The sequence below is a fragment of the Phycicoccus sp. genome (assembly GCF_035325325.1).
Classification (GTDB): Bacteria; Actinomycetota; Actinomycetes; order Actinomycetales; family Dermatophilaceae; genus Phycicoccus.
In genome coordinates this window covers 1-21,329 of record NZ_DAOLAC010000045.1, presented here as the reverse complement: position 1 = coordinate 21,329, position 21,329 = coordinate 1, and the positions used below count along the sequence as shown (strand labels likewise).

Here is a 21,329-nt window from a genome sequence, read left to right as displayed (position 1 = left end):
GCATGACGAGCTTCGAGCGCACCTTCCCCGCAGGGTTCCTCTTCGGGGCGGCCACGGCGAGCTACCAGATCGAGGGCGCGGTCAAGGAGGACGGACGGGGGCAGTCCATCTGGGACACCTTCTCGGCGACCCCCGGCAAGGTCGCGAACGGCGACACCGGAGAGGTCGCCTGCGACCACTACCACCGGGTCACCGAGGACGTCGCGCTGATGCGCGAGCTCGGCCTCGACGCGTACCGGTTCTCGGTCGCCTGGCCGCGCATCCAGCCCGACGGCGTGGGTCCCGCCAACCCGCTCGGGCTCGCCTTCTACGACCGGCTCGTCGACGAGCTCCTCGAGGCCGGCATCCGCCCGGTCGTCACGCTCTACCACTGGGACCTCCCGCAGGCCCTCGAGGACCGCGGCGGGTGGCGCTCGCGGGACGTCGCCGGCTGGTTCGCCGACTACACGGCCCACGTCGTCGGCGCCCTCGGCGACCGCGTGCGGCACTGGACGACGCTCAACGAGCCCTGGTGCTCCTCGATGCTCAGCCACGCCGTCGGGGCGCACGCCCCCGGCCACCGCGACCCGATGGAGGGGCTGCTCACCGCGCACCACCTGATGCTCGCCCACGGCACCGCCGTGCCGGTCATCCGCGAGCACTGCGCCGGCGCCGAGGTCTCGATCACCCTGAACCCCACCCAGGTCCACGGTCCGAGCGACCCGACCGACGCCGACCTCGACGCCGTCCGCCGCGCCGACAACGCCCTCAACGGGGTCTTCTTCGGCCCGCTCTTCCACGGCACGTACCCCCCGGGGATGCTCGACGACGTCGCCCACCTCACCGACGGCTCGTTCGTCCACGACGGTGACCTCGAGACCATCTCCGCCCCGCTGGACAACCTGGGCGTCAACAACTACTTCCCCACGCGGGTCGCTGCCACCCCCGAGGGCGCCGAGCCGGCCGGCACGCTGCACCTGCTGCCCGGCTGCGAGCGGGTCGACGAGGTGGCGCCGCACCCGCCCGTCACCGCGATGGGCTGGGAGCAGTCGCCCGAGTCGCACCGGATGATCGTCGAGCGCTCCGCCCGGGAGAGCGGCCTGCCGGTGTACATCACCGAGAACGGATCGGCGTGGGACGACACCGTCTCCCCCGACGGCGCAGTGCACGACCCCGAGCGCGTGGCCTACCTGCAGGCGCACCTCGCCGCCGTCGCCGACGCCGTCGAGGCGGGCACCGACGTGCGGGGCTACTTCGCGTGGAGCCTGCTCGACAACTTCGAGTGGTCCTACGGCTACGACAAGCGCTTCGGCATCGTCCACGTCGACTACGACACCCAGGTCCGGACGGTCAAGGACTCCGGCCGCGAGTACGCCCGCATCCTCGCGGCCCACCACGGCGCCGAACACGCATGACCCGGCGCGTCGTCGTCGTCGGCGGTGGCATCGTCGGGCTGGCCGTCGCGCACCGCGTCGCCACCGACGACCCCGCCGCGCAGGTCACGGTGCTGGAGAAGGAGACCGGCTGGTCGCGCCACCAGACCGGGCGGAACAGCGGCGTCATCCACTCCGGCCTGTACTACGCCCCCGGCAGCGCCAAGGCCCGGTGGTGCCGGGCGGGGGTGGCCGAGCTCCTGGCCTTCGCCGAGGAGGCCGGCATCGCGCACGCGGTCACCGGCAAGCTCGTCGTCGCCACCGACCCCGCGGAGCTGCCCCGGCTCGAGGCCCTGCGCAAGCGCGGCCTGGCCAACGGCCTCGGGGTGCGCCGCCTCGAGGCCGACGAGGCCCGGGAGCACGAGCCCCACGTCGCCGCCCTCGCCGCCCTCCACGTGCCGGAGACCGGCATCATCGACTACACCGCCGTCTGCGCGGCCCTCGTCGCCCGCCTCGAGGCCGCCGGCGCGGACCTGCGCCTCGGCGCCGAGGTGCTCTCGGCACGCGAGGGTGGCCACGAGGTCACCCTCGAGACGACAGTGGGACCCGTCGCCGCCGACCTCGTCGTCAACTGCGCCGGACTGCACACCGACGTCGTGGCCCGACGCCTCGGGCACGAGCCCTCGGTGCGCATCGTCCCGTTCCGCGGCGAGTACCGCGAGCTCGCGCCCGAGGCCACCCACCTCGTGCGCGGTCTCGTCTACCCGGTCCCCGACCCCGAGCTGCCGTTCCTCGGGGTGCACCTGACCCGTGGTGTCGACGGCCACGTGCACGCCGGCCCGAACGCCGTCCTCGCGCTGGCCCGCGAGGGCTACACGTGGCGCGACGTGGCACCGCGCGAGCTCGCCGGCACCCTCGCCTACCCGGGCTTCTGGCGGCTGGCCCGCCGCCAGGTGCGCACCGGCGCGCAGGAGGTGGCCCGCTCGCTCAGCGAACGGCGCTTCGGCGACGGCCTGCGCCGCCTCGTCCCGGCGCTGCGCGACGAGGACCTGCGTCCCGCGCCCGCCGGGGTCCGCGCCCAGGCCGTGCGACCCGACGGCGGCCTCGTCGACGACTTCCTCGTCGAGCACTCCGGTCGCTGCGTCCACGTCCTCAACGCGCCCTCCCCCGCCGCGACCGCCTGCTTCCAGATCGCCCGGCACGTCGTCGGCCTCCTCCCCTGAGCGGGGAGGAGGCCGAGCACGGGTCCGGCGGCCGGAGCCTCAGGCAGGCCGGCCCACGACCGTGACGTCGATGTTGCCGCGGGTCGCCTTGCTGTAGGGGCAGAACTCGTGCGCCTTGTCGGCGAGCGCCTGCGCGGTCTCGGCGTCGACGCCGGGGATCGTCGTCGTCAGCTCGACGGCGAGGCCCACGCCGGTTCCGGTCTCGCCGAGCGTGACGTTCGCCGTCGTCTCGGCACCGCTGGCGTCGATGCCTTCGCGCTGCGCCATGAGGGCGAACGCGCCGTTGTAGCAGGCGGCGTAGCCGGCGGCGAAGAGCGTCTCCGGGTTGGCCACCGGGTTGGCCGTGCTGCCGGGCTTGCCGAGCGGGAGGTCGACGACGCCGTCCTCGCTGCGGGTGTGGCCGGTGCGGCCCCCGGTGGCGGTGGCGGCGATGCTGTAGAGCGGCTTGGTCAGGGACTCGTGCGGCACGGGAGGTGCTCCTCACGTCGGGTGCGGGTGGTCCTCAGGGCCAACCGACCCCCGCGCCCGGCCATTCCCCCGCGGCTCAGAGGGCGAGCCGCTCCCTGACGACGCCGCACAGCCGGTCGCAGACCTCGCGGGCCCGCTCCTCGGACTCCGCCTCGACCATGACCCGCACGACCGGCTCGGTGCCGGACTTGCGCAGCAGGACCCGCCCGGTCCCGGCCAGCGCCTCCTCCTCGGCCCGGACCGCGGCCAGGAGCTCGACGTCGGTCTCGACGCGGCCCTTGTCGACGCCCTTGACGTTGACGAGCACCTGCGGGAGGCGGGTCATCACCGCGGCGAGGTCGGCGAGGCTGCGCCCGGTCTCGACGACGCGGGCGGCGAGCATCAGCCCGGTGAGGACGCCGTCGCCGGTCGTCCCGTGGTCGAGGAGGATGACGTGCCCCGACTGCTCGCCGCCGAGCGAGAAGCCCGAGCGCCGCATCTCCTCGAGGACGTAGCGGTCGCCGACCCCGGTCTGCTTGACCGTGATCCCCTCGCGCTCCATCGCCTGGAGCAGGCCGAGGTTGCTCATGACCGTGGCGACGAGGGTGTTCTCCCGCAGTGCCCCACGCTCCTTGAGGGCGAGCGCGACGACCGCCATGATCTGGTCGCCGTCGACCTCGGTGCCGCTCGCGTCGACGGCGAGGCAGCGGTCGGCGTCGCCGTCGTGGGCGATGCCGAGGTCCGCGCCGCGCTCGACGACGGCCGCGCGCAGCCGGTCGAGGTGGGTCGAGCCGTAGCCGTCGTTGATGTTGAGGCCGTCGGGGTCGGTGCCGATCTCGACGACGTCGGCGCCCGCGAGCCGGAAGACCTCGGGCGAGACGGCGCTCGCGGCGCCGTGCGCGCCGTCGATGACGACGGTCAGGCCGTCGAGGCGGTTGGGCAGGGTGCGCAGCAGGTGCGCGATGTAGCGCGCCTGGCCGGCCCGGTTGCGCTGGATGCGGCCGACCTCGGCCCCCATCGGGCGGTCCCACTCCTGGCCGATCCGGGCCGCGATCTCGTCCTCGACCGCGTCGGGCAGCTTGTGCCCGCCCTCGGCGAAGAACTTGATGCCGTTGTCCGGCATCGCGTTGTGCGACGCGGAGAGCATCACCCCGAAGGTGGCGCCCATGTCGGCGGTGAGGAACGCCACCGCCGGCGTCGGGAGGACGCCGACGTCGTGGACGTCGACCCCGGCCGAGGCGAGGCCGGCGACGACCGCCGCGGAGAGGAACTCGCCGCTGGCGCGCGGGTCGCGGCCGACGACCGCGCGGGGCCGGCGGCCGGAGCGCCGGTCGGCGTCGCCGAGGACGTGGGCGGCGGCGATGCTCAGGTCGAGCGCGAGCTCGACGGTGATGTCGCGGTTCGCGAGACCGCGCACGCCGTCGGTGCCGAAGAGTCGGGACATGGAGGACCTTTCTCGGGTGTGCAGCGACCGAACCTACCGCGAACGAGGGCCCGGACGCCGCGACGGCGGCATCCACGAGGGATGCCGCCGTCGGCGGGACCTGCGGGTGCGGGTCAGCGCTTGCTGTACTGGGGCGCCTTGCGGGCCTTCTTGAGACCGGCCTTCTTGCGCTCCGGGACGCGGGCGTCACGGGTCAGCAGGCCGGCCTTCTTCAGGGCCGGGCGGTTGAGCTCCTCGTCGACGCCGTTGAGCGAGCGGGCCACGCCGAGGCGGACCGCGCCGGCCTGGCCGGAGGGGCCACCACCGTGCACGCGGACGAGGACGTCGTAGGCGCCGTCGAGCTCGAGGACCTTGAGCGGCTCGTTGACGATCTGCTGGTGCACCTTGTTCGGGAAGTACTCCTCGAGGGTGCGGCCGTTGACCTTCCACTCACCGCTGCCCGGGACGATCCGGACGCGGGCGACGGCCTGCTTGCGGCGGCCGGTCGCGGCACCCGGCGCCGACGCGGACGGGCGGCGGACCGCCTCGCCGACGACGGCGGTGTCGGACTCGGAGGTGTACTCGGTGACGGGGGCGTCGTTGACGTCGGTCCCCGCGGTCTCGTCGATCTGGGCGTTCTCGGACATCACTGGGCCACCTGGGTGATCTCGAAGGGCTTCGGCTGCTGGGCCGCGTGGGGGTGCTCGGCGCCGCGGTAGACCTTGAGCTTGGTCAGCTGCTGGCGGCCGAGGGAGGTCTTGGGGAGCATGCCGCGCACGGCCTTCTCGATCGCCTTCTCCGGGCTCTTGGCGAGCAGCTCGGTGTAGGACGTGGAGCGCAGGCCGCCCGGGAAGCCCGAGTGGCGGTAGGCCTTCTTCTGCTCCGCCTTGGCGCCGGTGAGGGCGACCTTGTCGGCGTTGACGATGATGACGAAGTCGCCGGTGTCGACGTGCGGTGCGAAGGTCGGCTTGTGCTTGCCGCGCAGCAGGACCGCGGTCTGGCTCGCGAGCCGGCCGAGGACGACGTCGGTGGCGTCGATGACGTGCCAGGCACGGGTCACCTCGGCCGCCTTGGGGGTGTAGGTACGCATGGGGGCTTCCTCATGGGTCGTGGACGACGGGCGTGATGCCGAGTGCTCCCGGGAGGGAGTGGAGCCCTCGCGAGGGCACACGGCACGACAGTCACCCAGTCTACGGGGGTCCAGGGTCGCGCCAAAATCGCCGGCGCCCCGGTGCTGACCTGCGACGACGTCGTTCACACATTCTGTGCAGAAGTATTGTGCAACCGATGTGTGCACAGGTATTGTGCACGCATGAGCTCCTCCGATCCCGCCGCCGACGGCCGGCTGACCGGCATCCGTCTCGACGCGGCCGCCCTCAAGACCCTCGCCCACCCGCTGCGCAACCGGCTCCTCGCGGCGCTGCGGGTCGGCGGCCCGGCCACGGCCACCGACCTCGCGGCCGAGCTCGGCACGAACTCCGGCGCCACCTCCTACCACCTGCGCCGGCTCGAGGCGGTCGGGCTCGTCGCCGACACCGGCGACGGTGAGGGCAAGCGGAGGCTGTGGGCCGCCGCCACCGAGAGCCACCAGTGGGAGCCGAGCGACTTCGTCGGCGACGACGACGCCGAGAGCGCGCTCGGCTGGCTGCAGCGCGACTACGCGCGCCACCTCGGCGAGCGCTACGAGCGGTGGCTCGACGTCGAGAGCGGGTGGCCGGTCGAGTGGCGCGACGCGATGGGGATGGACGACTCCTGGGTCCTCGCCACGCCCGAGCAGGCCGTCGCGCTGCGCCGCGAGCTCGACGACGTCGTGGCGCGCTACCGCCGGGTGGGACAGGGCAACCCGAACGCCCGCCGCGTCGCGGTGTACGACGTGATGTACCCGGTCGACCTCGACCGCGCCCCCCGGGGCGGTGCCCGGTGAGCGCCCCGCTCAGCGCCGTGGCCGCCCGCCGGGTCCTCCTCGTGCTCTCCTTCACCCGGTGGTTCCCCGTCGGCCTCGTCATCGGCGTTACCACCCTCCTCGCCCTCGAGCGGGGGATGTCGCTGGCCCAGCTCGGCGTCATCCTCTCGATGCAGGGCTTCGTGGTGCTGGCCCTCGAGCTGCCGACCGGCGGCTTCGCGGACGCGCTGGGCCGCCGGCCCCTCCTCCTCGCCTCGACCGTCGTCGCCCTCGTCTCGGCGCTCGTCTTCGTCTTCGCGCACACCTTCCTCGCCTTCTGCGTGGCGCTGCTGCTCCAGGGCGTCTTCCGGGCCCTGGACTCCGGGCCGCTCGAGTCCTGGTACGTCGACACCGCGCAGGCCGACGACCCCGGCGTGCGGGTCGAGGACGGGCTCTCCCGGGCCGGGACGGCGCTGGGTGTCGGCATCGCCTCGGGCGCGGTCGTCTCCGGCGGCGTCATCGCCTGGCACCCCGTGCACGCCCTCACCGCCCTCGAGAACGCCTACTGGCTCTCGATCCTCTTCATCGTCGTCAACCTCGTCGCCACGGCCGTCCTCCTGCGCGAGCCGGTGTCGCACGTCGACGCCCGAGGGGTGCGCCGGGCCCTGGACTCGGCCCGCGAGGCCCCGCGCGTCGTCGCCGGTGGCTTCCGGCTGCTCGGCAGCAACCGCGTGCTCCTCGCGCTCGTCGGCGTCGAGGTGTTCTGGAGCGTCGGGATGATCGCCTTCGAGACCTTCATGCCGGTCCGGCTCTCCGAGCTCGTCGGCGGCGAGGCCGAGGCCGGTGCGCTCATGGGCCCGGTGTCCGCCGCCGCCTGGGGGCTGTTCGCCGCCGGGTCCGCGGCGGCCGGCCTCGCCGCCCGCCGGGTCGGGGTGACCTGGACGGCCATCGTCTCGCGCGTCCTCCAGGCGGCGTTCGTCGTCGTCATGGCGCTGATGACCGGACCGGTCGGGCTGGTCACCGCCTTCTTCGTCGTCTACACCCTCCACGGCACGGCCGGCCCGGTGCACAGCACCCTGCTGCACCGGCAGGCCGAGGCCGGCAACCGGACGACGGTCCTGTCGATCAACTCGATGGTCGCCGGGGGCTGCTACAGCCTCGGGCTGCTCGTCCTCGGTCCGCTCGCCGAGGCGACGAGCACGGCCACCGGCATCGCCGTCGCCGGCGCCTTCAGCGTCCTCGGGGCGTTCTGCTACCTCCCGGCGCTGCGTCAGGAGCGCACGCACACGGAACCGGTCCCGGCGGCCGCCGTCTGACCCGCCCCCGGAGTCGTCCGCACGCCGCGCGGTGACCGCCGACCTCGGCTAGCGTCACCGGCGTGGACGGCACGGGTCGGGGGTCACGTGACGGTGTCGCCATGCCGTCCTACGCCTCGGTGTTCCGCACCTCGGGCTTCCTGCCCTCGTTCGTCGCGCTGAGCGCCTCGACGTGGGGTGACTACGTCGCCCGCATCTGCGTGGCCTTCGAGGTGCGCGAGCGCACCGGGTCCGACCTCGCGATGGCCTCGACGTTCGCGGTGAGCCTGCTCCCGAGCGTCCTCGGTCGCAGCCTGCTCAGCCCGCTGGCCGACCGCATCCCGGCCAAGCACGTCCTCGTCGGGTCCGACGTGCTGCGGACCGTCTTCGTCCTCCTCCTGCTGCTGACCATCGTCCAGGGCGCGCCGCTGCTGCTCCTGCTGGTCCTGCTCTTCCTCATGCAGCTCTTCGGCGGCCCGACGGTCGCGTCGTACCAGATCCTCCTCACCGACCTCTTCCCGGACCGGCGCGCGTTCCTCCGGGCGCGGGGGGTCGCCGTCCTCGCCGAACAGGTGAACCAGGCCATCGGCCTCGCGGTCGGCGGTGTCGTCGTCGCCCTCCTCTCACCGCGGGCGGCGCTCGCCGCCGACGCGGCCGCGTTCGCCCTCTCGGCAGCCCTCTTCGCCCTCGCGGTCCGGGCGCGCGCGGTCGCGGCCCGGCCCACACCCGGGGTCGGCGGGTTCTTCCGCGACGTCGGCGACGGTGCGCGCTACCTCGCCGGCCACCGCGTCCTCGTGGCCCTCCTCCTCCTCAGCCTCGTCTCGGTCTGGGCCATCGCCGCCCCGGAGGCGGTGGCCATCCCGTACGTCCTCGACCACGACCTGCCGGAGTGGGCAGGGGGGTTCCTCATGGCCTCCCCGGTCGCCGGGGCCGTGCTCGGCGTCGTCCTCGTGGGCCGCTGGCAGCCCGAGGTGGCCGGGGCCCGGATGCTCCCGATGGCGCTGCTCATGCCCGCCCCGCTGCTGCTGACGGCCGTCCTGCCCGCGACGAGCGCGTGGCTGCCGGTCCTCGGCCTGCTGTGGTTCGGCTCCGGGGTGCTCCAGGCCTTCATCCTGCCGCTGCAGGCCACCTTCGCCCTCGTCGTGGCGCCCGACCTGCGCGGCCGGGTCATCGGCCTCGCGGGCGCGTCGGCGATGACGACCTCGGCGCTGGCCTTCCTCCTCGCCGGCTGGCTGTCGGAGGTGTTCGGTCCCGCCACCTCGGTGACGGCCTGCGCCGCGCTCAGCCTCGGCGCCATCGCCCTGCTCGCCGCGCGGTGGCCGCGGCGCGGGCTCGCCGAGGCCGTCGACGTCGCGTTCAACGAGATGTCCGCCGGGAGGGAGCCGTGAGCGCCCCGGAGCGCCCGCCCGAGGCGGGCGAGGACGGCTCGACGCCGAGCCGCGAGCGGCTGCCCGTCACCGGCCCGCAGATGGCCTTCCACCAGGTCTGGCCGGACGCCCCGATGCCGGTGCCGGCGCGCGCGGTGCTGCGCGACCTGCTGCCCGCCAAGGCCGTCCGCTGGTGCACGCCGGTCACGGCCGCGAGCTCCTTCGGGTGGGTGCTGTTCGCCCCGGCGGCCTTCGCGGTCCGCTGGATGGAGGACCGCCTCGAGTTCACCCTCGTCGACGCGGACGGCGCCCTCGGACCGTGGCAGGTGCTCGGGGCCGGGCGGCCCGGGCAGCACCCGGGGACCGAGGCGGCCCTCGCGGCCGTTCCCGCCCACCGCTCCGCCGAGCTGGCGGACTGCCTCGACGAGGAGGGGGTCCCCCTGGTCGACCCCAACCCGGCCGACCCGCGTGAGCTGCAGGTCGTCTCCGGTGTGCTCGCCCGCACCGCCCCCGGCTGGGCGACCCTCGTGCGCCCCGTCCCGAACCTCCCGCTCACGCCGACCTCGCACGACGTCGTCGAGGGGATCGTCGAGACCGCCTGGTACGGCAACACGCTGCCGGTCATGGTGCGGCTGCGGACTCCGGGCGAGGTCGTGCGGTTCTCGCCGCGGTCCCCCCTGGCCGTCGTCCAGCCCGTCGCCCTCGCGTCGCTCGCCCCGGAGCACACCAGGGCCACCGAGGGCGGCCACGGGCTCGCCCACTGGCCCGACGAGGAGTGGAAGCGCTTCGTCGCCACCCGACGCACCCGGCTCGACGCGCTCCCGGCGTCCTACCGACGGGCGCAGCACGCCTACCACCACCCGCCCGACGCCTCGCGGGAGTGACACCCTGAGCGGGTGAAGGCCTTCCTCCTCGGTGTCCTGACCACCCTCGCGGTGATCGCCCTCGGCACGGTCCTCCTCGTGGCGTCGCTCGGCTCCGGTGCGACGCCGGCGCGGGTCCCCTCGCCACCACCCTCGGGCGTGCGCGTCCCCCCGCCCGGCGACCTCGCGACCGGCGAGACGTGGCTCGGCAGCGTGCGCCTGCAGGGCGCCGAGCTGGTCTCGCGCGACGGTGACCTCGTCGACGTCGACGCCACCGGGACCGGGGTGCGGTTCGGCGGAGGGAGCCTGCGCGCGAGCACCCTGTCACTGCGGGCGACGGTGCCCTTCGACACCGTGGCCGCGCAGGTCGGGGGCGGCACCCGGCTCTACGCCGTCAGTGGTGACCGGGTCGGGGTGGAGCGACCGCTCACCCTCCTCGGACGCCGGCTGCTCGTCCGCGCGACCGGCACGGTGACCGCGCAGGGCGGCCTGCTCCTCCTCGAGCCGGACACCCTCGACATCGGGGCCCCGGGCCCGGTCGACGCCGCGCTGAGCGAGGCCGCGCGCCGGCTCGTCACCATCCGGACGGCGGTACCGGGTGTCCCCGACGGGATGACCCTGCGCGAGGTCGGCGTCGGGGGCGCCGGGTTCGCCGTCCGGCTCGACGGGCGGGACGTGACGATCGGGCGGTGAGCCCGCGGGCGGTGAGCCCGGAGGCGCCGGTGGTCAGGGCGCCTCCGAGGTCACCGTCGTCTCGTGCGTCGTCGAGTCGTAGAGGAAGGTCGTGCGCGCCCCGTCGACCGGCACGGTGAACGTCATGTTCGCGCCGTTCGGGACCCCGCCGTCGCCGTAGTTGACGTCCCACGAGAGGTTCTGGGCGACCTTGAACTGCCACGTCCCGGCCGGGATGCCGGTGAGGACGAGCGCGTAGGTGCCGTCGCCGTCCGGGTCCTGGAGCCAAGGCCGCATGCAGGTAGCCGACCAGTCGGCCGCGCACCCGAGCTCGGACTGGAAGTCGCCGGCCGCCACGAGCACCGGGTTCTGCTCGTCCGAGGTGACCCAGTGCGTCGCCGGGTCGTAGTAGAACGTGACCGTCCCGTCGAGCGTCTCGACGTCGATGTTCGCGCCGTCGCGAATGCCACCGGCCCCGTAGTTCTCCGTCCACGACCCGTCGAGCGCGGCCTTGTACGAGTACGGCCCCGGCGGCAGGGTGGCCGTCTTCTTCCAGATGCCGGACTCGGGGTCGAAGGTCATCTGCGCCGCGGTGCAGCTCGGCATCCAGTCCTCGGTGCAGCCGAGCTCGGTGTCGAGCGTGCCCGCGATCGTCACCGACCCCGGCTGGCCCGCCGGCCGGTCCCCGTTCTGCGGGACCGTCGCCGACGGCGGCTCGGTCGTCACCGCCCACCCGCTGTCGGCGGCGACCCGGCCGCCGGCGTCGCGGACGACCGCCCGGTACTCCAGCGGGGTCCCGACCGGGATGCCGCTCACGTCGTCGAAGACGCGGAAGGGCGCGTTGTCGTCGGTGCCGAGGAGCCGCCAGGCCTTCGTGCCGACCGGCCGGACGTAGAAGGTCGCCTGGGTGAAGGTGTCGCTCGACACGGTGGCGCCGACCTCGGCCCGCCCGTACACGCCGGCGCCGTCGAGCGAGACCGTGACGCTCGGGGCCGCGACGTGCGTGTCGACGGTCGAGGACGCCTTCCACACCGCGACGGTCAGCGGCGGCACGGTGACCGTCACCCGGCCGTCGGCGCCGGTGCGCAGCGTGTTCCGGGTGCCGAACAGCGGCTCGAGGCGGCTGCGGCTGGTCGAGGTGTCGAAGGTCGCCGACTTCGCGGACGTCGCGTTGTTCGCGACGACGACGTACTCGCGCAGGGCGTTCGCGCCGTGGTCACCGTGGTCGTCGTGGCCACGGCCGCCACGGTGGTCGTCACCGCGGCCGGCCGAGCCGATCCGGGAGAAGGCGACGATGCCGGCCTGGTCGTCCGCGTACCGGGCCACCTGCGCGCCGTCGGCGAGGGCCGGGTTGGCGGCGCGCAGCCGGGCCAGCTCGGCCAGCCGCCGGTAGATGGGGTGCCGCGTCGAGTACCGGTCGCGCGAGCCCGACGGGCCGGCGAGGACCGGCTCGTCGTTGTAGACCTGCACCTTGCTCGCGAACATGTCCTCGCGGGCCAGCTGGTCGCCACCGGTGCTGATGAAGCCCTGCTCGTCGCCGTAGTACGTCACCGGGTTGCCACGGACCGTGTACATCAGGGCGTCGGCGAAGAGCACCCGCTGGAGCAGCTGCGCGTCGTTCGCCGAGGCGGGCTTGAGGAACATCGACGCCCGCCCCATGTCGTGGTTCCCGAGGAAGGTCGGCAGCTGGTAGGCGTTGCTGTCGGCGTCGGTGTAGTAGTCGTCCTTGGCGAAGAAGTCCGCGAGGACCTTGGCCGGGTTGCCCTTCGCGAAGTCGACGCCCTGCTGCTGGAAGCCGAAGTCGAGCGTGGCCTGGAGCTTGCCGGCCGTCGTGTACTGCGACATGACGGCGGGGTTGCCGTCGTAGACCTCGCCGAAGGCGAAGAAGTCGTCGTTCCGGATCTTCCTGGCCTCACCGAGGATGTCCGGGATGAACTTCTGCCAGAACTCGAGGTTGACGTGCTTGACGGTGTCGATCCGGAAGCCGTCGATGCCGAAGTCGACCCACGTCTTGTAGATGTCGCCCATGCCCTCGACGACCTCGGGGCGCTCGGTGAACAGGTCGTCGAGGCCGGCGAAGTCGCCGTAGGTCGAGGACTCGCCGGCGAAGGTCGAGTCACCGCGGTTGTGGTACATCGTCACGTCGTTGAGCCAGGCCGGGGTCTTCGCGTCTTCGTCGCCGGGGTGGAGGAACGGGGTGTAGGGGAACGAGGTCGCGGGGTCCATCGCGGGGAAGGGCTGGTTGACGTAGTCGCGGTCGTCGAAGGCCGTGCCGCTCGCGTCCTCGTACGGGAAGGCCTTCTTGGTCCGGTAGGTGTACTGACCCTCGCGGTAGTCGATGACGTCCGCGGTGTGGTTGGTGATGATGTCGAAGAAGACCTTCATCCCCTTCTTGTGCGCGGCCGCGATGAGCGCCTTCATCTCGGCGTTGGTGCCGAGGTGCGGGTCGATGGAGGTGAAGTCGGTGATCCAGTAGCCGTGGTACCCGGCGCTCTCCTGGCCGGGCGCCCCCTGGACCGGCTTGTTCTTGAAGCTCGGCGTCAGCCAGATCGCCGTCGTCCCCATGCCCTTGATGTAGTCGAGCTTCTGGGTCAGGCCCTTGAGGTCGCCGCCGTGGTAGAAGCCCTTGTTCGTCGGGTCGAAGCCCGTCGTCAGGGGTCCGCCGGTGAGGCCGCCCCGGTCGTTGGCGGTCGACCCGTTGGCGAAGCGGTCGGCCATGACGAAGTAGAACCGCTCGCGGGTGAGGCTGGAGCGCAGCGAGTCCTTGGCCAGCGAGCGGTCGGCCCGGGTCGCTCCCCCGGCGAGGTCGACGGGGGTGTACGTCGTCAGGTGCGTGGCGTCGTCGTAGGTGAACCTCAGCCGCGCCGTCCCCTGGAGGACGAGGGTGAAGTTCCCGCCGTTCGGCGCACCCCCGGCCCCGTAGTTCTCGTCCCAGCCGTCGTTCACGGCGACCTTGTACTGCCAGGTCCCCTTCGGCACCGTGAACGTCGCGCTCCAGCGGTCCGTGGTGCCCTCGCGCACGAGCTCGCTCTGCGTGCACGAGGGCATCCAGTCCTCGGGGCACCCGACCTCGCTCTGGAGGTCGCCGACGAGGGCGACCGAACGGTCCGCCGCACCCGCGGGGAGCGCGGCGAGCAGCCCCGGACCCCCGAGCAGGACGGTCGCGGCGACGACGGCGGACAGGCGGCGGCTGGCTCGGGGCATCGGTGCTCCTCGGGGTGGCGGACGGGTCGCGTCCGACGCGGGGTCTCGGGGAGGAACCTAGATGCGTAAACGCCTTACATGAAGGGGCGGGGCACGGAACTGACGATGTCTTTACCCTGCGGCCTCGTCAGGTCCCGGGCGGCTGCCACCAGGGGTCGCGCCCGATGAACCCGAGCAGCCGGGTCTGCGGGTCGGCGTCGTCCGGCACCGGCACCCGCGGGCCGTACTGGCCCGACGAGCGCATCGACTCCTCGACCCCGGCCATCCCCTCGACGAGGCCGGCGCAGACCTGCGGGTCCATCCGGTCGTCCTGCCCGGTGGCCCGGGCGAGGTCCCAGGTGTGGAGGAAGACGTCGGTCGTGTAGATCATGTCGGTCGCCTGCGCGAGGGTCATCGAGCCGATGTGCGGGTTGTCGATCGGCGCGTCGGCGACCGCGGGGTCGTCGAGCAGCGCCTGCACGGCGGCCGTCTGGGCCTCCCACGCCGCCACCGGGTCCTCGGCGGCCCGGGGCAGGGCCGGGAAGTCGACCCCGGACCCGGCGAGGAAGGCCGGGAACCACGACGTGAGGTGGTCGACGACGCCGCGGGCGTCCCAGCCCTCGACCGGCGCGGGGACGCCCCAGTCCGTGGTGCCGCGCACCCGGTCGGCGAAGACCGCCGCGACCTCGCGGTGCCGCTCGGCGGGAGTGGAGGGTGCCATGTCGTCGTCCTTCATCGCGGCCGGCGGACCCGGCCCTCGTCCCAGACCGGTTCGTCGGTCGCCGCCACCGTACCGTCCGCCCGGAACACGAGAAAGCGGTCGAGGCCACGGGCGAACCACCGGTCGTGGGTCACCGCGACCACGGTGCCCTCGAACGCGGCCAGCGCGTCCTCGAGCGACTCGGCCGAGTGCAGGTCGAGGTTGTCGGTCGGCTCGTCGAGGAGCAGCAGGGTCGCCCCGGAGAGCTCGAGGAGGAGGATCTGCAGCCGCGCCTGCTGGCCGCCGGAGAGCGAGTCGAAGGTCTGCTCCGCGGCCCGGGCCAGCCCGTAGCGGTCGAGCGCCCGGGCGGCGAGGTCGCGCGGCATCCCGGCCCGGTGCTCGTCACCGCGGTGGAGGATCTCGAGCAGCGTGCGACCGTGCAGCGCGACGTGGTCGTGAGTCTGCGCGAACCAGCCCGGCCGCACCCGGGAGCCGAGGACAACCCGCCCGGCGTGCTCGACCGGCTGCGGGCGGATCTCGCCGACCGGCTCGTGCTCGCGGTCCGGGTCGCTGCCGCCGGCGGCGAGCAGCCGGAGGAAGTGCGACTTGCCCGAGCCGTTGCTGCCGAGCACCCCGACCCGCTCGCCGAACCACAGCTCGGTCGAGAACGGTGCGACGAGCCGCCGGCCGTCCACCCGCAGCTCGAGGTCGGTCGCGACGACGGCCCGCTTGGCCGTCCGCCCGCCGGTGAGCCGCATCGACACCTTCTGCCGCAGCGGCACCGCCTCGGGCGGCCCGGCGTCCTCGAAGCGCCGCAGCCGGGTCTCGGCGGCCTGCAGCTTCGGGGCCATGTCGGAGTTGTAGGCCGCCTTCTGCCGGTACATGACGACGAGGGCCTTGAGCTTGGCGTGCTCCTCGTCCCAGCGCCGCCGCAGCTCCTCGAGGCGCGCGTTGCGGTCCTCGCGCGCCTGCTCGTAGGTCGAGAAGCGGCCGGGGTGCACCCACACGGTGTTGCCGCCCCGGCCGGGCTCGAGGGTGGCGATGCGGGTGGCGACCCGGTCGAGCAGCTCGCGGTCGTGGCTGACGAACAGGACGGTCTTCGGCGACTCGACGAGCCGCTCCTCGAGCCAGCGCTTGGCCGGGACGTCGAGGTAGTTGTCCGGCTCGTCGAGGAGCAGCACCTCCTCGGGGCCGCGCAGCAGCGCCTCGAGGACGAGCCGTTTCTGCTCGCCGCCGGAGAGGGTGGAGACCTGGCGCCACTGGGCCCGCTCGAACGGGACGCCGAGCGCCGCGACGGTGCAGACGTCCCAGAGGGTCTCCCACTCGTAGCCGCCGACGTCGCCCCAGTCGGCGAGCGCCTGCGCGTAGTCGAGCTGGTCCTGCTCCGACTCGCGCTCCATCATCGCGAGCTCCGTGCGGTCGACGTCGGCGGCGGCGCGACGGACGGGTTCGGGGGCGACCGAGACGAGCAGGTCGCGGACCGAGGTGTCGTCGCGGACCTTGCCGATGAACTGGCGCATGACGCCGAGCCCACCGCTGCGGGTCACGGCGCCGTCCTGCGCGGGCAGGTCGCCGGCGAGGATGCGCAGCAGGGTCGTCTTGCCCGTCCCGTTCGGCCCGATGAGCGCCACCTTGGCACCCTCGCCGACACGGAAGGTCACCTCGCGCAGCAGCGGACGGCCGTCCGGCAGCGAGAAGTCCACGGCGCCGACGTCGAGGTGTCCCACGAGCCACCATCCTCCCCGACGCCCCGCCCCCGGTTCACCCGACTTATTGCCCAGAACCCACCTCGAGTGGGCCGGTCGGGGATCCCCGAGGTGGTTTCTGGGCAATGAGTCGCGATGGTCGTCGAGCTCAGACCCGCCGGGACCCGGCGTCGAGCGCGGCCACCATCCGGGCCGGGGCGGTGAGCCGGTACGAGGTCTCGACGAGCTCGGCCACCTCCACCCAGTCCGGGTCCGTGCGCAGGTCGAGGGCCAGCCACCCGTAGGCCCCCTCGTACCCCGGCACGACGACGCGCGGGTCCTCGAGGAGGGCCGGCCGCTCGGCGGGGTCCGGCAGGAAGACGAGCGACTGCCGCAGCGCGTCCGAGCCGTGGTCACCCTTGACGACGCCGCCGAAGATCGCGAACACCTTGCGGGTGAAGAAGGTCGGCCGCCCGTGGCTGACCTTCTCGTCGGCGCCCGGGAGCGAGAGCGCGACCTCCCGCAGCCGGCCCAGCAGCGGGTCGTCGTCCTCGAAGCGGGGCGGGTGGGCCATCGCCCCATCCTCACCCCTGCGGGCTCAGCGGTCGAGCGTGCGCGTCGCCCGGGCCTGCTCCGCGCGGGCGGCGAGCTCGCCCTCCGGGGGGTAGACGACCTCCTCGAGGCTCAGGCCGTGCGCCGGCATGACCTTGACCCGCGGGTCCCGGGTGCGGCCGGCGAGCACCTCGGCCGGCCAGCCCGCCGGATGCCGGCCCTCCCCGACCGGCACGACGGCCCCGACGAGGGCGCGGACCATCGAGTGACAGAACGCGTCGGCCACGACGGTCGCCTCGAGGACACCGTCGTCGCCACGGCGCCACGCGTACTCGAGGAGGGTACGCACCGTCGTCGCCCCCTCGCGCCGCTTGCAGAACGCGGCGAAGTCGTGCAGCCCGACGAGGCCCCGGGCCGACTCGTCCATCGCCGCGACGTCGAGCCGGTCGCGGACGAGCACCGTGTCGTGGCGGCGCAGGGGGTCGGCCGCGCCGGGGTCGTCGCAGACCCGGTAGCGGTAGCGCCGACGCAGCGCGGAGAAGCGGGCGTCGAAGCCCGGCGGCGCGAGGGTGACCCGCCGCACGACGACGTCGGCGGGCAGCACCCCGGACAGCCGGGCCACGGCGGCCGCCTCCGGCGAGCGGTCCGAACGCCCCGGCAGCCGGGCGAACGCGCTGTCGTCGACGTCGGCGTGCACCACCTGGCCGCGGGCGTGCACCCCCGCGTCGGTCCGCCCGGCCACGGTGAGCCGCACCGGCTCCGGAGCGCGCAGCACGGTGCTCAGGGCCTCGGAGAGAACCCCCTCGACGGTCCGCAGCCCCGGCTGGGCGGCCCATCCGGAGAAGCCGGTGCCGTCGTAGCCGAGGTCGATCCGGATCCGCAGGGTCACCGCCCCAGCGTAGGGGCCGCCCGGACGCGACGAGGGCCGCCTCCCGGGTGGGAGACGGCCCTCGTCGGTGCGGCGGGACGTGGCTCAGGCCTCGTCCTGCTCCTGCTGCTTCGCGGCGCCACCGGCCGGCTCGAAGCCGGCGGCCTCGGCGGCCTCGGCGTCCTTGAACCAGAACTCGGCGACCGTCTGGTCGTACCACTGCGAACCCTCGACGTGGTACTTGCCGGAGTCGGCGTTGCCCTTGACGGTGTAGCCCTCGGGCGCCGACCCGTCCTCGGTCGCGGCGACCGCGCCCTCGGGGAGCTCGACGGCGGCGACCTCGGTGGCCTCGGTGTCCTCGGTGGTCTCGGCCTCCTCGACCGGCGCCTCGACCTTCGGCTCCGCCTTCTTCGCGTCCTTGGCCGCCCGCTTGGTGGCGGCCTCGGCCTCCTTGACGGTGGCCTTCTTGGCGACCGGCTCGCGGACCAGCTCGATGACGGCCATCGGGGCGTTGTCGCCCTTGCGCGGACCGATCTTCGTGATGCGGGTGTAGCCGCCGTTGCGCTCGGCCATGTCGGGCGCGATCTCGACGAAGAGGCGGTGGACGACGCCCTTGTCGCGCACGACCGTCATCACCCGGCGGCGGGCCGAGAGGTCGCCGCGCTTGGCGAAGGTCACGAGGCGCTCGGCGAGCGGGCGCAGGCGCTTGGCCTTGGCCTCCGTCGTCGTGATCCGGTCGTGCTCGAAGAGCGAGGTCGCGAGGTTCGCGAGGATCAGCCGCTCGTGAGCCGGGCCGCCTCCGAGGCGGGGACCCTTGGTGGGGGTAGGCATTGGTGTTCTCCTTGGTTACGTGCCGGAGGCGGCGGTCAGAGCTGCTCGTCCTCGGCGAACGCCGAGTCGTCCTCGCCCTCACCGAAGGTGAAGTCGTCGTAGCGGTCGGCGATCATGCTCGGGTCGAACCCGGGCGGGCTGTCCTTGAGCGCCAGGCCCATGCCGGCGAGCTTGGCCTTGACCTCGTCGATCGACTTCGCACCGAAGTTGCGGATGTCGAGCAGGTCGGCCTCGCTGCGCCCGACGAGCTCACCCACGGTGTGGATGCCCTCGCGCTTGAGGCAGTTGTAGGACCGGACGGTGAGGTCGAGGTCCTCGATCGGGAGCGCCAGGTCGGCGGCGAGCGCGGCGTCGGTCGGCGACGGGCCCATGTCGATGCCCTCGGCCTCGACGTTGAGCTCGCGGGCCAGGCCGAAGAGCTCGACGAGCGTCTTGCCGGCGGAGGCGAGCGCGTCGCGCGGGGCCATCGAGGTCTTGGTCTCGACGTCGACCACGAGGCGGTCGAAGTCGGTGCGCTGCTCGACACGGGTCGCCTCGACCTTGTAGGTGACGGCGAGGACCGGGCTGTAGATCGAGTCGACCGGGATGCGGCCGATCTCCTGGTCGCCGGCCTTGTTCTGGACCGCGGAGACGTAGCCGCGACCGCGCTCGACGGTCAGCTCCATCTCGACGGTGCCCTTGTCGTTGAGCGTCGCGATGTGCAGGTCCGGGTTGTGCACCTCGACACCGGCCGGCGGCGCGATGTCCGCGGCGGTGACGGCGCCCGCACCCTGCTTGCGCAGGTACATGACGACCGGCTCGTCGTGCTCGGAGGAGACGACGAGGCTCTTGATGTTGAGGATGATCTCGGTGACGTCCTCCTTGACGCCCGGGATCGTCGAGAACTCGTGGAGCACGCCGTCGATGCGGATGCTCGTGACCGCGGCACCCGGGATGCTCGAGAGCAGGGTGCGGCGGAGGGAGTTGCCGAGCGTGTAGCCGAAGCCCGGCTCCAGGGGCTCGATGACGAAACGGCTCCGGTACTCGGAGACGACGTCCTCGGAGAGGACGGGACGCTGTGCGATGAGCACGGTGGTTCTTCCTTCCCACGGGCGACCGCCATATGACGCCTCGTGAACGCCGGGCACCATCCCGGCCCCTGCCCCGCATCGGTCCGCGGGACAGGCCTCGTCCGCGGCGCCGGACGCTCCCGGAGGAGGGCCCGCGCGCCGCGGACGTCAGCTCAGTTCTTCGAGTAGAACTCGACGATCAGCTGCTCGGTGAGGACCGTGTCGATCTGCTCACGCGACGGCAGCTGGTGGACGAGGATCTGCAGCGTGCCGGGCACGACCTGCAGCCACGCGGGGATCGGTCGGTCGCCGAAGGTCTCGCGGGCGAGCTGCATCGGGAACGACTCGACCGACTGCTTGCGCACGGTGATAATGTCGAACTGCTCGACGCGGTAGCTCGGCACGTCGACGCGCACGCCGTTGACCTCGAAGTGGCCGTGGCTCACGAGCTGACGGGCCTGGCGACGCGTGCGGGCGAGGCCGGCGCGGTAGACGACGTTGTCGAGCCGGGACTCGAGGATCGTCAGGATGTTCTCGCCGGTCTTGCCGGGGCGGTTGGCCGCCTCCTTGTAGTACCGACGGAACTGCTTCTCCATGACGCCGTAGGTGAAGCGGGCCTTCTGCTTCTCCTGCAGCTGGGTCAGGTACTCCTTCTCCTGGATCCGGCGACGGCCGTGCTGGCCGGGCGGGAACGGGCGGAGGTCGAAGTTCTTGTCGCCACCGACGAGGTCGGTCTTGAGGCGACGCGACTTCTTCGTGATGGGTCCGGTGTAACGGGCCATGTCTCGTAACTACCTTTCGCGAAGTCTGTCGGTCGCTCAGACGCGGCGGCGCTTGGGCGGACGGACGCCGTTGTGCGGCTGGGGGGTGACGTCCTGGATCGAGCCGACCTCGAGGCCGGCAGCGGTCAGGGAGCGGATCGCGGTCTCACGACCGGAGCCCGGGCCCTTGACGAAGACGTCCACCTTGCGCATCCCGTGCTCCATGGCACGGCGCGCGGCGGCCTCGGCGGCGGTCTGCGCGGCGAACGGCGTGGACTTGCGCGACCCCTTGAAGCCGACCTGCCCGGCCGAGGCCCAGCTGATGACGGCACCCGTGGGGTCGGTGATCGAGATGATCGTGTTGTTGAACGTGCTCTTGATGTGGGCCTGGCCCACGGCGACGTTCTTCTTCTCCTTGCGGCGCACCTTCTTGGCGCCGGTGTTGCGTCCCTTGGGAGGCATATGCGTGTTCTCCTACGAAGTCTTCGGAAGCGGTGGGGTGACCGGCGTCAGCCGCGGGTCACTTACCGGCCTTCTTCTTGCCGGCCACGGTGCGCTTGGGGCCCTTGCGGGTGCGCGCGTTGGTCTTGGTCCGCTGGCCGCGCACGGGCAGGCCACGGCGGTGGCGCAGACCCTCGTACGACCCGATCTCGACCTTGCGGCGGATGTCGGACGCGACCTCGCGGCGGAGGTCACCCTCGACCCGCAGGTTGTCCTCGATCCAGTCGCGCAGCTTGACGAGGTCGTCGTCACCGAGGTCCTTGACCCGGGTGTCCGGGGAGACCCCGGTGGCCTCGAGCGCCTTCTTCGCGCTGGTCTTGCCGACTCCGAAGATGTAGGTCAGTGCGACCTCGGTGCGCTTGTCGCGCGGGAGGTCGACGCCCATCAGACGTGCCATGTGGGGATGGTTCCTTCTCGTGGTGTCCGGAGGTCTGGAGCAACACCGGTCCGGCCCATCCTGGTCCGGTCCCCGGCCTCCGGGCCGGGGGTGACGTCCCGCGCCCACCTGCTGCCAGGTGGCCCGTCGGGGGTCGGGTGCTGCGTGCTTCTGTCGTTCTGCGTCTGCTCGGATCCGGTGACCCGTGCGGCCCCGCGAGGGGCGGTGGTGCGTCTGACTCGCGTCAGCCCTGGCGCTGCTTGTGGCGCAGGTTCTCGCAGATCACCATGACCCGCCCG

Annotated in this window: 21 protein-coding genes; 7 read left to right on the top strand and 14 right to left on the bottom strand. The window is 73.1% G+C overall.

The window, feature by feature from the left end:
• Window positions 1-2: 2 nt before the first annotated feature.
• Both PKA89_RS18480 and lhgO read left to right on the top strand, forming a co-directional pair.
• Window positions 3-1,394 (top strand): GH1 family beta-glucosidase, encoded by a 1,392-nt coding sequence (locus PKA89_RS18480; RefSeq protein WP_324422035.1) that lies wholly within the window; start codon window positions 3-5, stop codon window positions 1,392-1,394.
• Window positions 1,391-2,575: an L-2-hydroxyglutarate oxidase gene (gene lhgO / locus PKA89_RS18475; RefSeq protein WP_324422034.1), complete on the top strand. Its 1,185-nt coding sequence runs from the start codon at window positions 1,391-1,393 to the stop codon at window positions 2,573-2,575. Before PKA89_RS18480 ends, lhgO begins: the two co-directional genes overlap by 4 nt.
• Before the next feature lie 39 nt (window positions 2,576-2,614).
• On the opposite strand, the gene PKA89_RS18470 is transcribed toward lhgO, so the two are convergent.
• The 4 genes from PKA89_RS18470 to rplM all read right to left on the bottom strand — a co-directional run bounded on the left by PKA89_RS18470 (window position 2,615) and on the right by rplM (window position 5,535).
• Window positions 2,615-3,043: an Ohr family peroxiredoxin gene (locus PKA89_RS18470; RefSeq protein WP_324422033.1), complete on the bottom strand. Its 429-nt coding sequence runs from the start codon at window positions 3,041-3,043 to the stop codon at window positions 2,615-2,617.
• A gap of 76 nt (window positions 3,044-3,119) precedes the next feature.
• On the bottom strand, window positions 3,120-4,466 hold the full coding sequence (gene glmM, locus PKA89_RS18465) for a phosphoglucosamine mutase (RefSeq protein WP_324422032.1): 1,347 nt from the start codon (window positions 4,464-4,466) through the stop codon (window positions 3,120-3,122).
• Between the two features lie 113 nt (window positions 4,467-4,579).
• Complete coding sequence (gene rpsI, locus PKA89_RS18460; protein ID WP_324422031.1) at window positions 4,580-5,092, bottom strand: 30S ribosomal protein S9; 513 nt, start codon at window positions 5,090-5,092, stop codon at window positions 4,580-4,582.
• A complete protein-coding gene (gene rplM / locus PKA89_RS18455) occupies window positions 5,092-5,535 on the bottom strand; it encodes a 50S ribosomal protein L13 (protein WP_324422030.1) in 444 nt (147 codons plus the stop codon). Before rplM ends, rpsI begins: the two co-directional genes overlap by 1 nt.
• A gap of 222 nt (window positions 5,536-5,757) precedes the next feature.
• Here rplM and PKA89_RS18450 point away from each other — a divergent pair, with 222 nt between their 5' ends.
• The 5 genes from PKA89_RS18450 (at window position 5,758) to PKA89_RS18430 (ending at window position 10,545) form a co-directional block, all read left to right on the top strand.
• Window positions 5,758-6,369 carry a helix-turn-helix domain-containing protein gene (locus PKA89_RS18450; protein WP_324422029.1) on the top strand — a complete coding sequence of 204 codons (612 nt, stop codon included), beginning with the start codon at window positions 5,758-5,760 and terminating at the stop codon, window positions 6,367-6,369.
• Window positions 6,366-7,643 (top strand): MFS transporter, encoded by a 1,278-nt coding sequence (locus PKA89_RS18445; protein WP_324422028.1) that lies wholly within the window; start codon window positions 6,366-6,368, stop codon window positions 7,641-7,643. Before PKA89_RS18450 ends, PKA89_RS18445 begins: the two co-directional genes overlap by 4 nt.
• A gap of 101 nt (window positions 7,644-7,744) precedes the next feature.
• Window positions 7,745-9,010 (top strand): MFS transporter, encoded by a 1,266-nt coding sequence (locus PKA89_RS18440; protein ID WP_324422027.1) that lies wholly within the window; start codon window positions 7,745-7,747, stop codon window positions 9,008-9,010.
• Window positions 9,007-9,873: a DUF6065 family protein gene (locus tag PKA89_RS18435; protein WP_324422026.1), complete on the top strand. Its 867-nt coding sequence runs from the start codon at window positions 9,007-9,009 to the stop codon at window positions 9,871-9,873. Before PKA89_RS18440 ends, PKA89_RS18435 begins: the two co-directional genes overlap by 4 nt.
• A 12-nt stretch (window positions 9,874-9,885) precedes the next feature.
• Window positions 9,886-10,545 carry a hypothetical protein gene (locus PKA89_RS18430; RefSeq protein ID WP_324422025.1) on the top strand — a complete coding sequence of 220 codons (660 nt, stop codon included), beginning with the start codon at window positions 9,886-9,888 and terminating at the stop codon, window positions 10,543-10,545.
• A gap of 33 nt (window positions 10,546-10,578) precedes the next feature.
• Here the strand turns inward: PKA89_RS18430 and PKA89_RS18425 are convergent, their stop codons facing one another.
• The 10 genes from PKA89_RS18425 to rpsM form a co-directional block, all read right to left on the bottom strand.
• Window positions 10,579-13,728 (bottom strand): alpha-amylase family glycosyl hydrolase, encoded by a 3,150-nt coding sequence (locus PKA89_RS18425; RefSeq protein WP_324422024.1) that lies wholly within the window; start codon window positions 13,726-13,728, stop codon window positions 10,579-10,581.
• A 127-nt stretch (window positions 13,729-13,855) separates the two neighbouring features.
• Complete coding sequence (locus PKA89_RS18420) at window positions 13,856-14,428, bottom strand: TIGR03086 family metal-binding protein (protein ID WP_324422023.1); 573 nt, start codon at window positions 14,426-14,428, stop codon at window positions 13,856-13,858.
• An 11-nt stretch (window positions 14,429-14,439) separates the two neighbouring features.
• Window positions 14,440-16,134: an ATP-binding cassette domain-containing protein gene (locus tag PKA89_RS18415; protein WP_324422022.1), complete on the bottom strand. Its 1,695-nt coding sequence runs from the start codon at window positions 16,132-16,134 to the stop codon at window positions 14,440-14,442.
• A 127-nt stretch (window positions 16,135-16,261) separates the two neighbouring features.
• Entirely contained in the window at window positions 16,262-16,666 is a 405-nt protein-coding gene (locus PKA89_RS18410; RefSeq protein ID WP_324422021.1) for an MmcQ/YjbR family DNA-binding protein, read from the bottom strand.
• Between the two features lie 24 nt (window positions 16,667-16,690).
• On the bottom strand, window positions 16,691-17,527 hold the full coding sequence (truA, locus tag PKA89_RS18405) for a tRNA pseudouridine(38-40) synthase TruA (RefSeq protein ID WP_324422043.1): 837 nt from the start codon (window positions 17,525-17,527) through the stop codon (window positions 16,691-16,693).
• Between the two features lie 90 nt (window positions 17,528-17,617).
• Window positions 17,618-18,343: a 50S ribosomal protein L17 gene (rplQ, locus tag PKA89_RS18400; RefSeq protein WP_324422019.1), complete on the bottom strand. Its 726-nt coding sequence runs from the start codon at window positions 18,341-18,343 to the stop codon at window positions 17,618-17,620.
• Window positions 18,344-18,378: 35 nt separating this feature from the next.
• Window positions 18,379-19,413, bottom strand: coding sequence for a DNA-directed RNA polymerase subunit alpha (locus PKA89_RS18395; RefSeq protein ID WP_324422017.1), 1,035 nt, complete (start codon window positions 19,411-19,413; stop codon window positions 18,379-18,381).
• Between the two features lie 152 nt (window positions 19,414-19,565).
• The gene (rpsD, locus tag PKA89_RS18390) at window positions 19,566-20,174 is read right to left on the bottom strand and encodes a 30S ribosomal protein S4 (protein WP_324422015.1); all 609 of its coding nucleotides are present in this window, start codon (window positions 20,172-20,174) and stop codon (window positions 19,566-19,568) included.
• A gap of 36 nt (window positions 20,175-20,210) precedes the next feature.
• Window positions 20,211-20,615 (bottom strand): 30S ribosomal protein S11, encoded by a 405-nt coding sequence (rpsK, locus tag PKA89_RS18385; RefSeq protein ID WP_030526857.1) that lies wholly within the window; start codon window positions 20,613-20,615, stop codon window positions 20,211-20,213.
• 58 nt (window positions 20,616-20,673) lie between these two features.
• Window positions 20,674-21,051: a 30S ribosomal protein S13 gene (gene rpsM / locus PKA89_RS18380; protein ID WP_324422012.1), complete on the bottom strand. Its 378-nt coding sequence runs from the start codon at window positions 21,049-21,051 to the stop codon at window positions 20,674-20,676.
• Window positions 21,052-21,329 lie beyond the last annotated feature (278 nt).

Excerpts from the sequence above, each read along its gene's own strand:
- rpsK (WP_030526857.1), bottom strand. The coding sequence starts at position 20,615 with ATGCCTCCCAAGGGACGCAACACCGGCGCCAAGAAGGTGCGCCGCAAG.
- glmM (WP_324422032.1), bottom strand. The coding sequence starts at position 4,466 with ATGTCCCGACTCTTCGGCACCGACGGCGTGCGCGGTCTCGCGAACCGC.
- rpsI (WP_324422031.1), bottom strand. The coding sequence starts at position 5,092 with ATGTCCGAGAACGCCCAGATCGACGAGACCGCGGGGACCGACGTCAAC.
- PKA89_RS18425 (WP_324422024.1), bottom strand. The coding sequence starts at position 13,728 with ATGCCCCGAGCCAGCCGCCGCCTGTCCGCCGTCGTCGCCGCGACCGTC.
- rpsM (WP_324422012.1), bottom strand. The coding sequence starts at position 21,051 with ATGGCACGTCTGATGGGCGTCGACCTCCCGCGCGACAAGCGCACCGAG.
- rpsD (WP_324422015.1), bottom strand. The coding sequence starts at position 20,174 with ATGGCCCGTTACACCGGACCCATCACGAAGAAGTCGCGTCGCCTCAAG.
- PKA89_RS18480 (WP_324422035.1), top strand. The coding sequence starts at position 3 with ATGACGAGCTTCGAGCGCACCTTCCCCGCAGGGTTCCTCTTCGGGGCG.
- rplQ (WP_324422019.1), bottom strand. The coding sequence starts at position 18,343 with ATGCCTACCCCCACCAAGGGTCCCCGCCTCGGAGGCGGCCCGGCTCAC.
- PKA89_RS18450 (WP_324422029.1), top strand. The coding sequence starts at position 5,758 with ATGAGCTCCTCCGATCCCGCCGCCGACGGCCGGCTGACCGGCATCCGT.
- PKA89_RS18440 (WP_324422027.1), top strand. The coding sequence starts at position 7,745 with ATGCCGTCCTACGCCTCGGTGTTCCGCACCTCGGGCTTCCTGCCCTCG.
- lhgO (WP_324422034.1), top strand. The coding sequence starts at position 1,391 with ATGACCCGGCGCGTCGTCGTCGTCGGCGGTGGCATCGTCGGGCTGGCC.
- rplM (WP_324422030.1), bottom strand. The coding sequence starts at position 5,535 with ATGCGTACCTACACCCCCAAGGCGGCCGAGGTGACCCGTGCCTGGCAC.
- PKA89_RS18420 (WP_324422023.1), bottom strand. The coding sequence starts at position 14,428 with ATGGCACCCTCCACTCCCGCCGAGCGGCACCGCGAGGTCGCGGCGGTC.
- PKA89_RS18410 (WP_324422021.1), bottom strand. The coding sequence starts at position 16,666 with ATGGCCCACCCGCCCCGCTTCGAGGACGACGACCCGCTGCTGGGCCGG.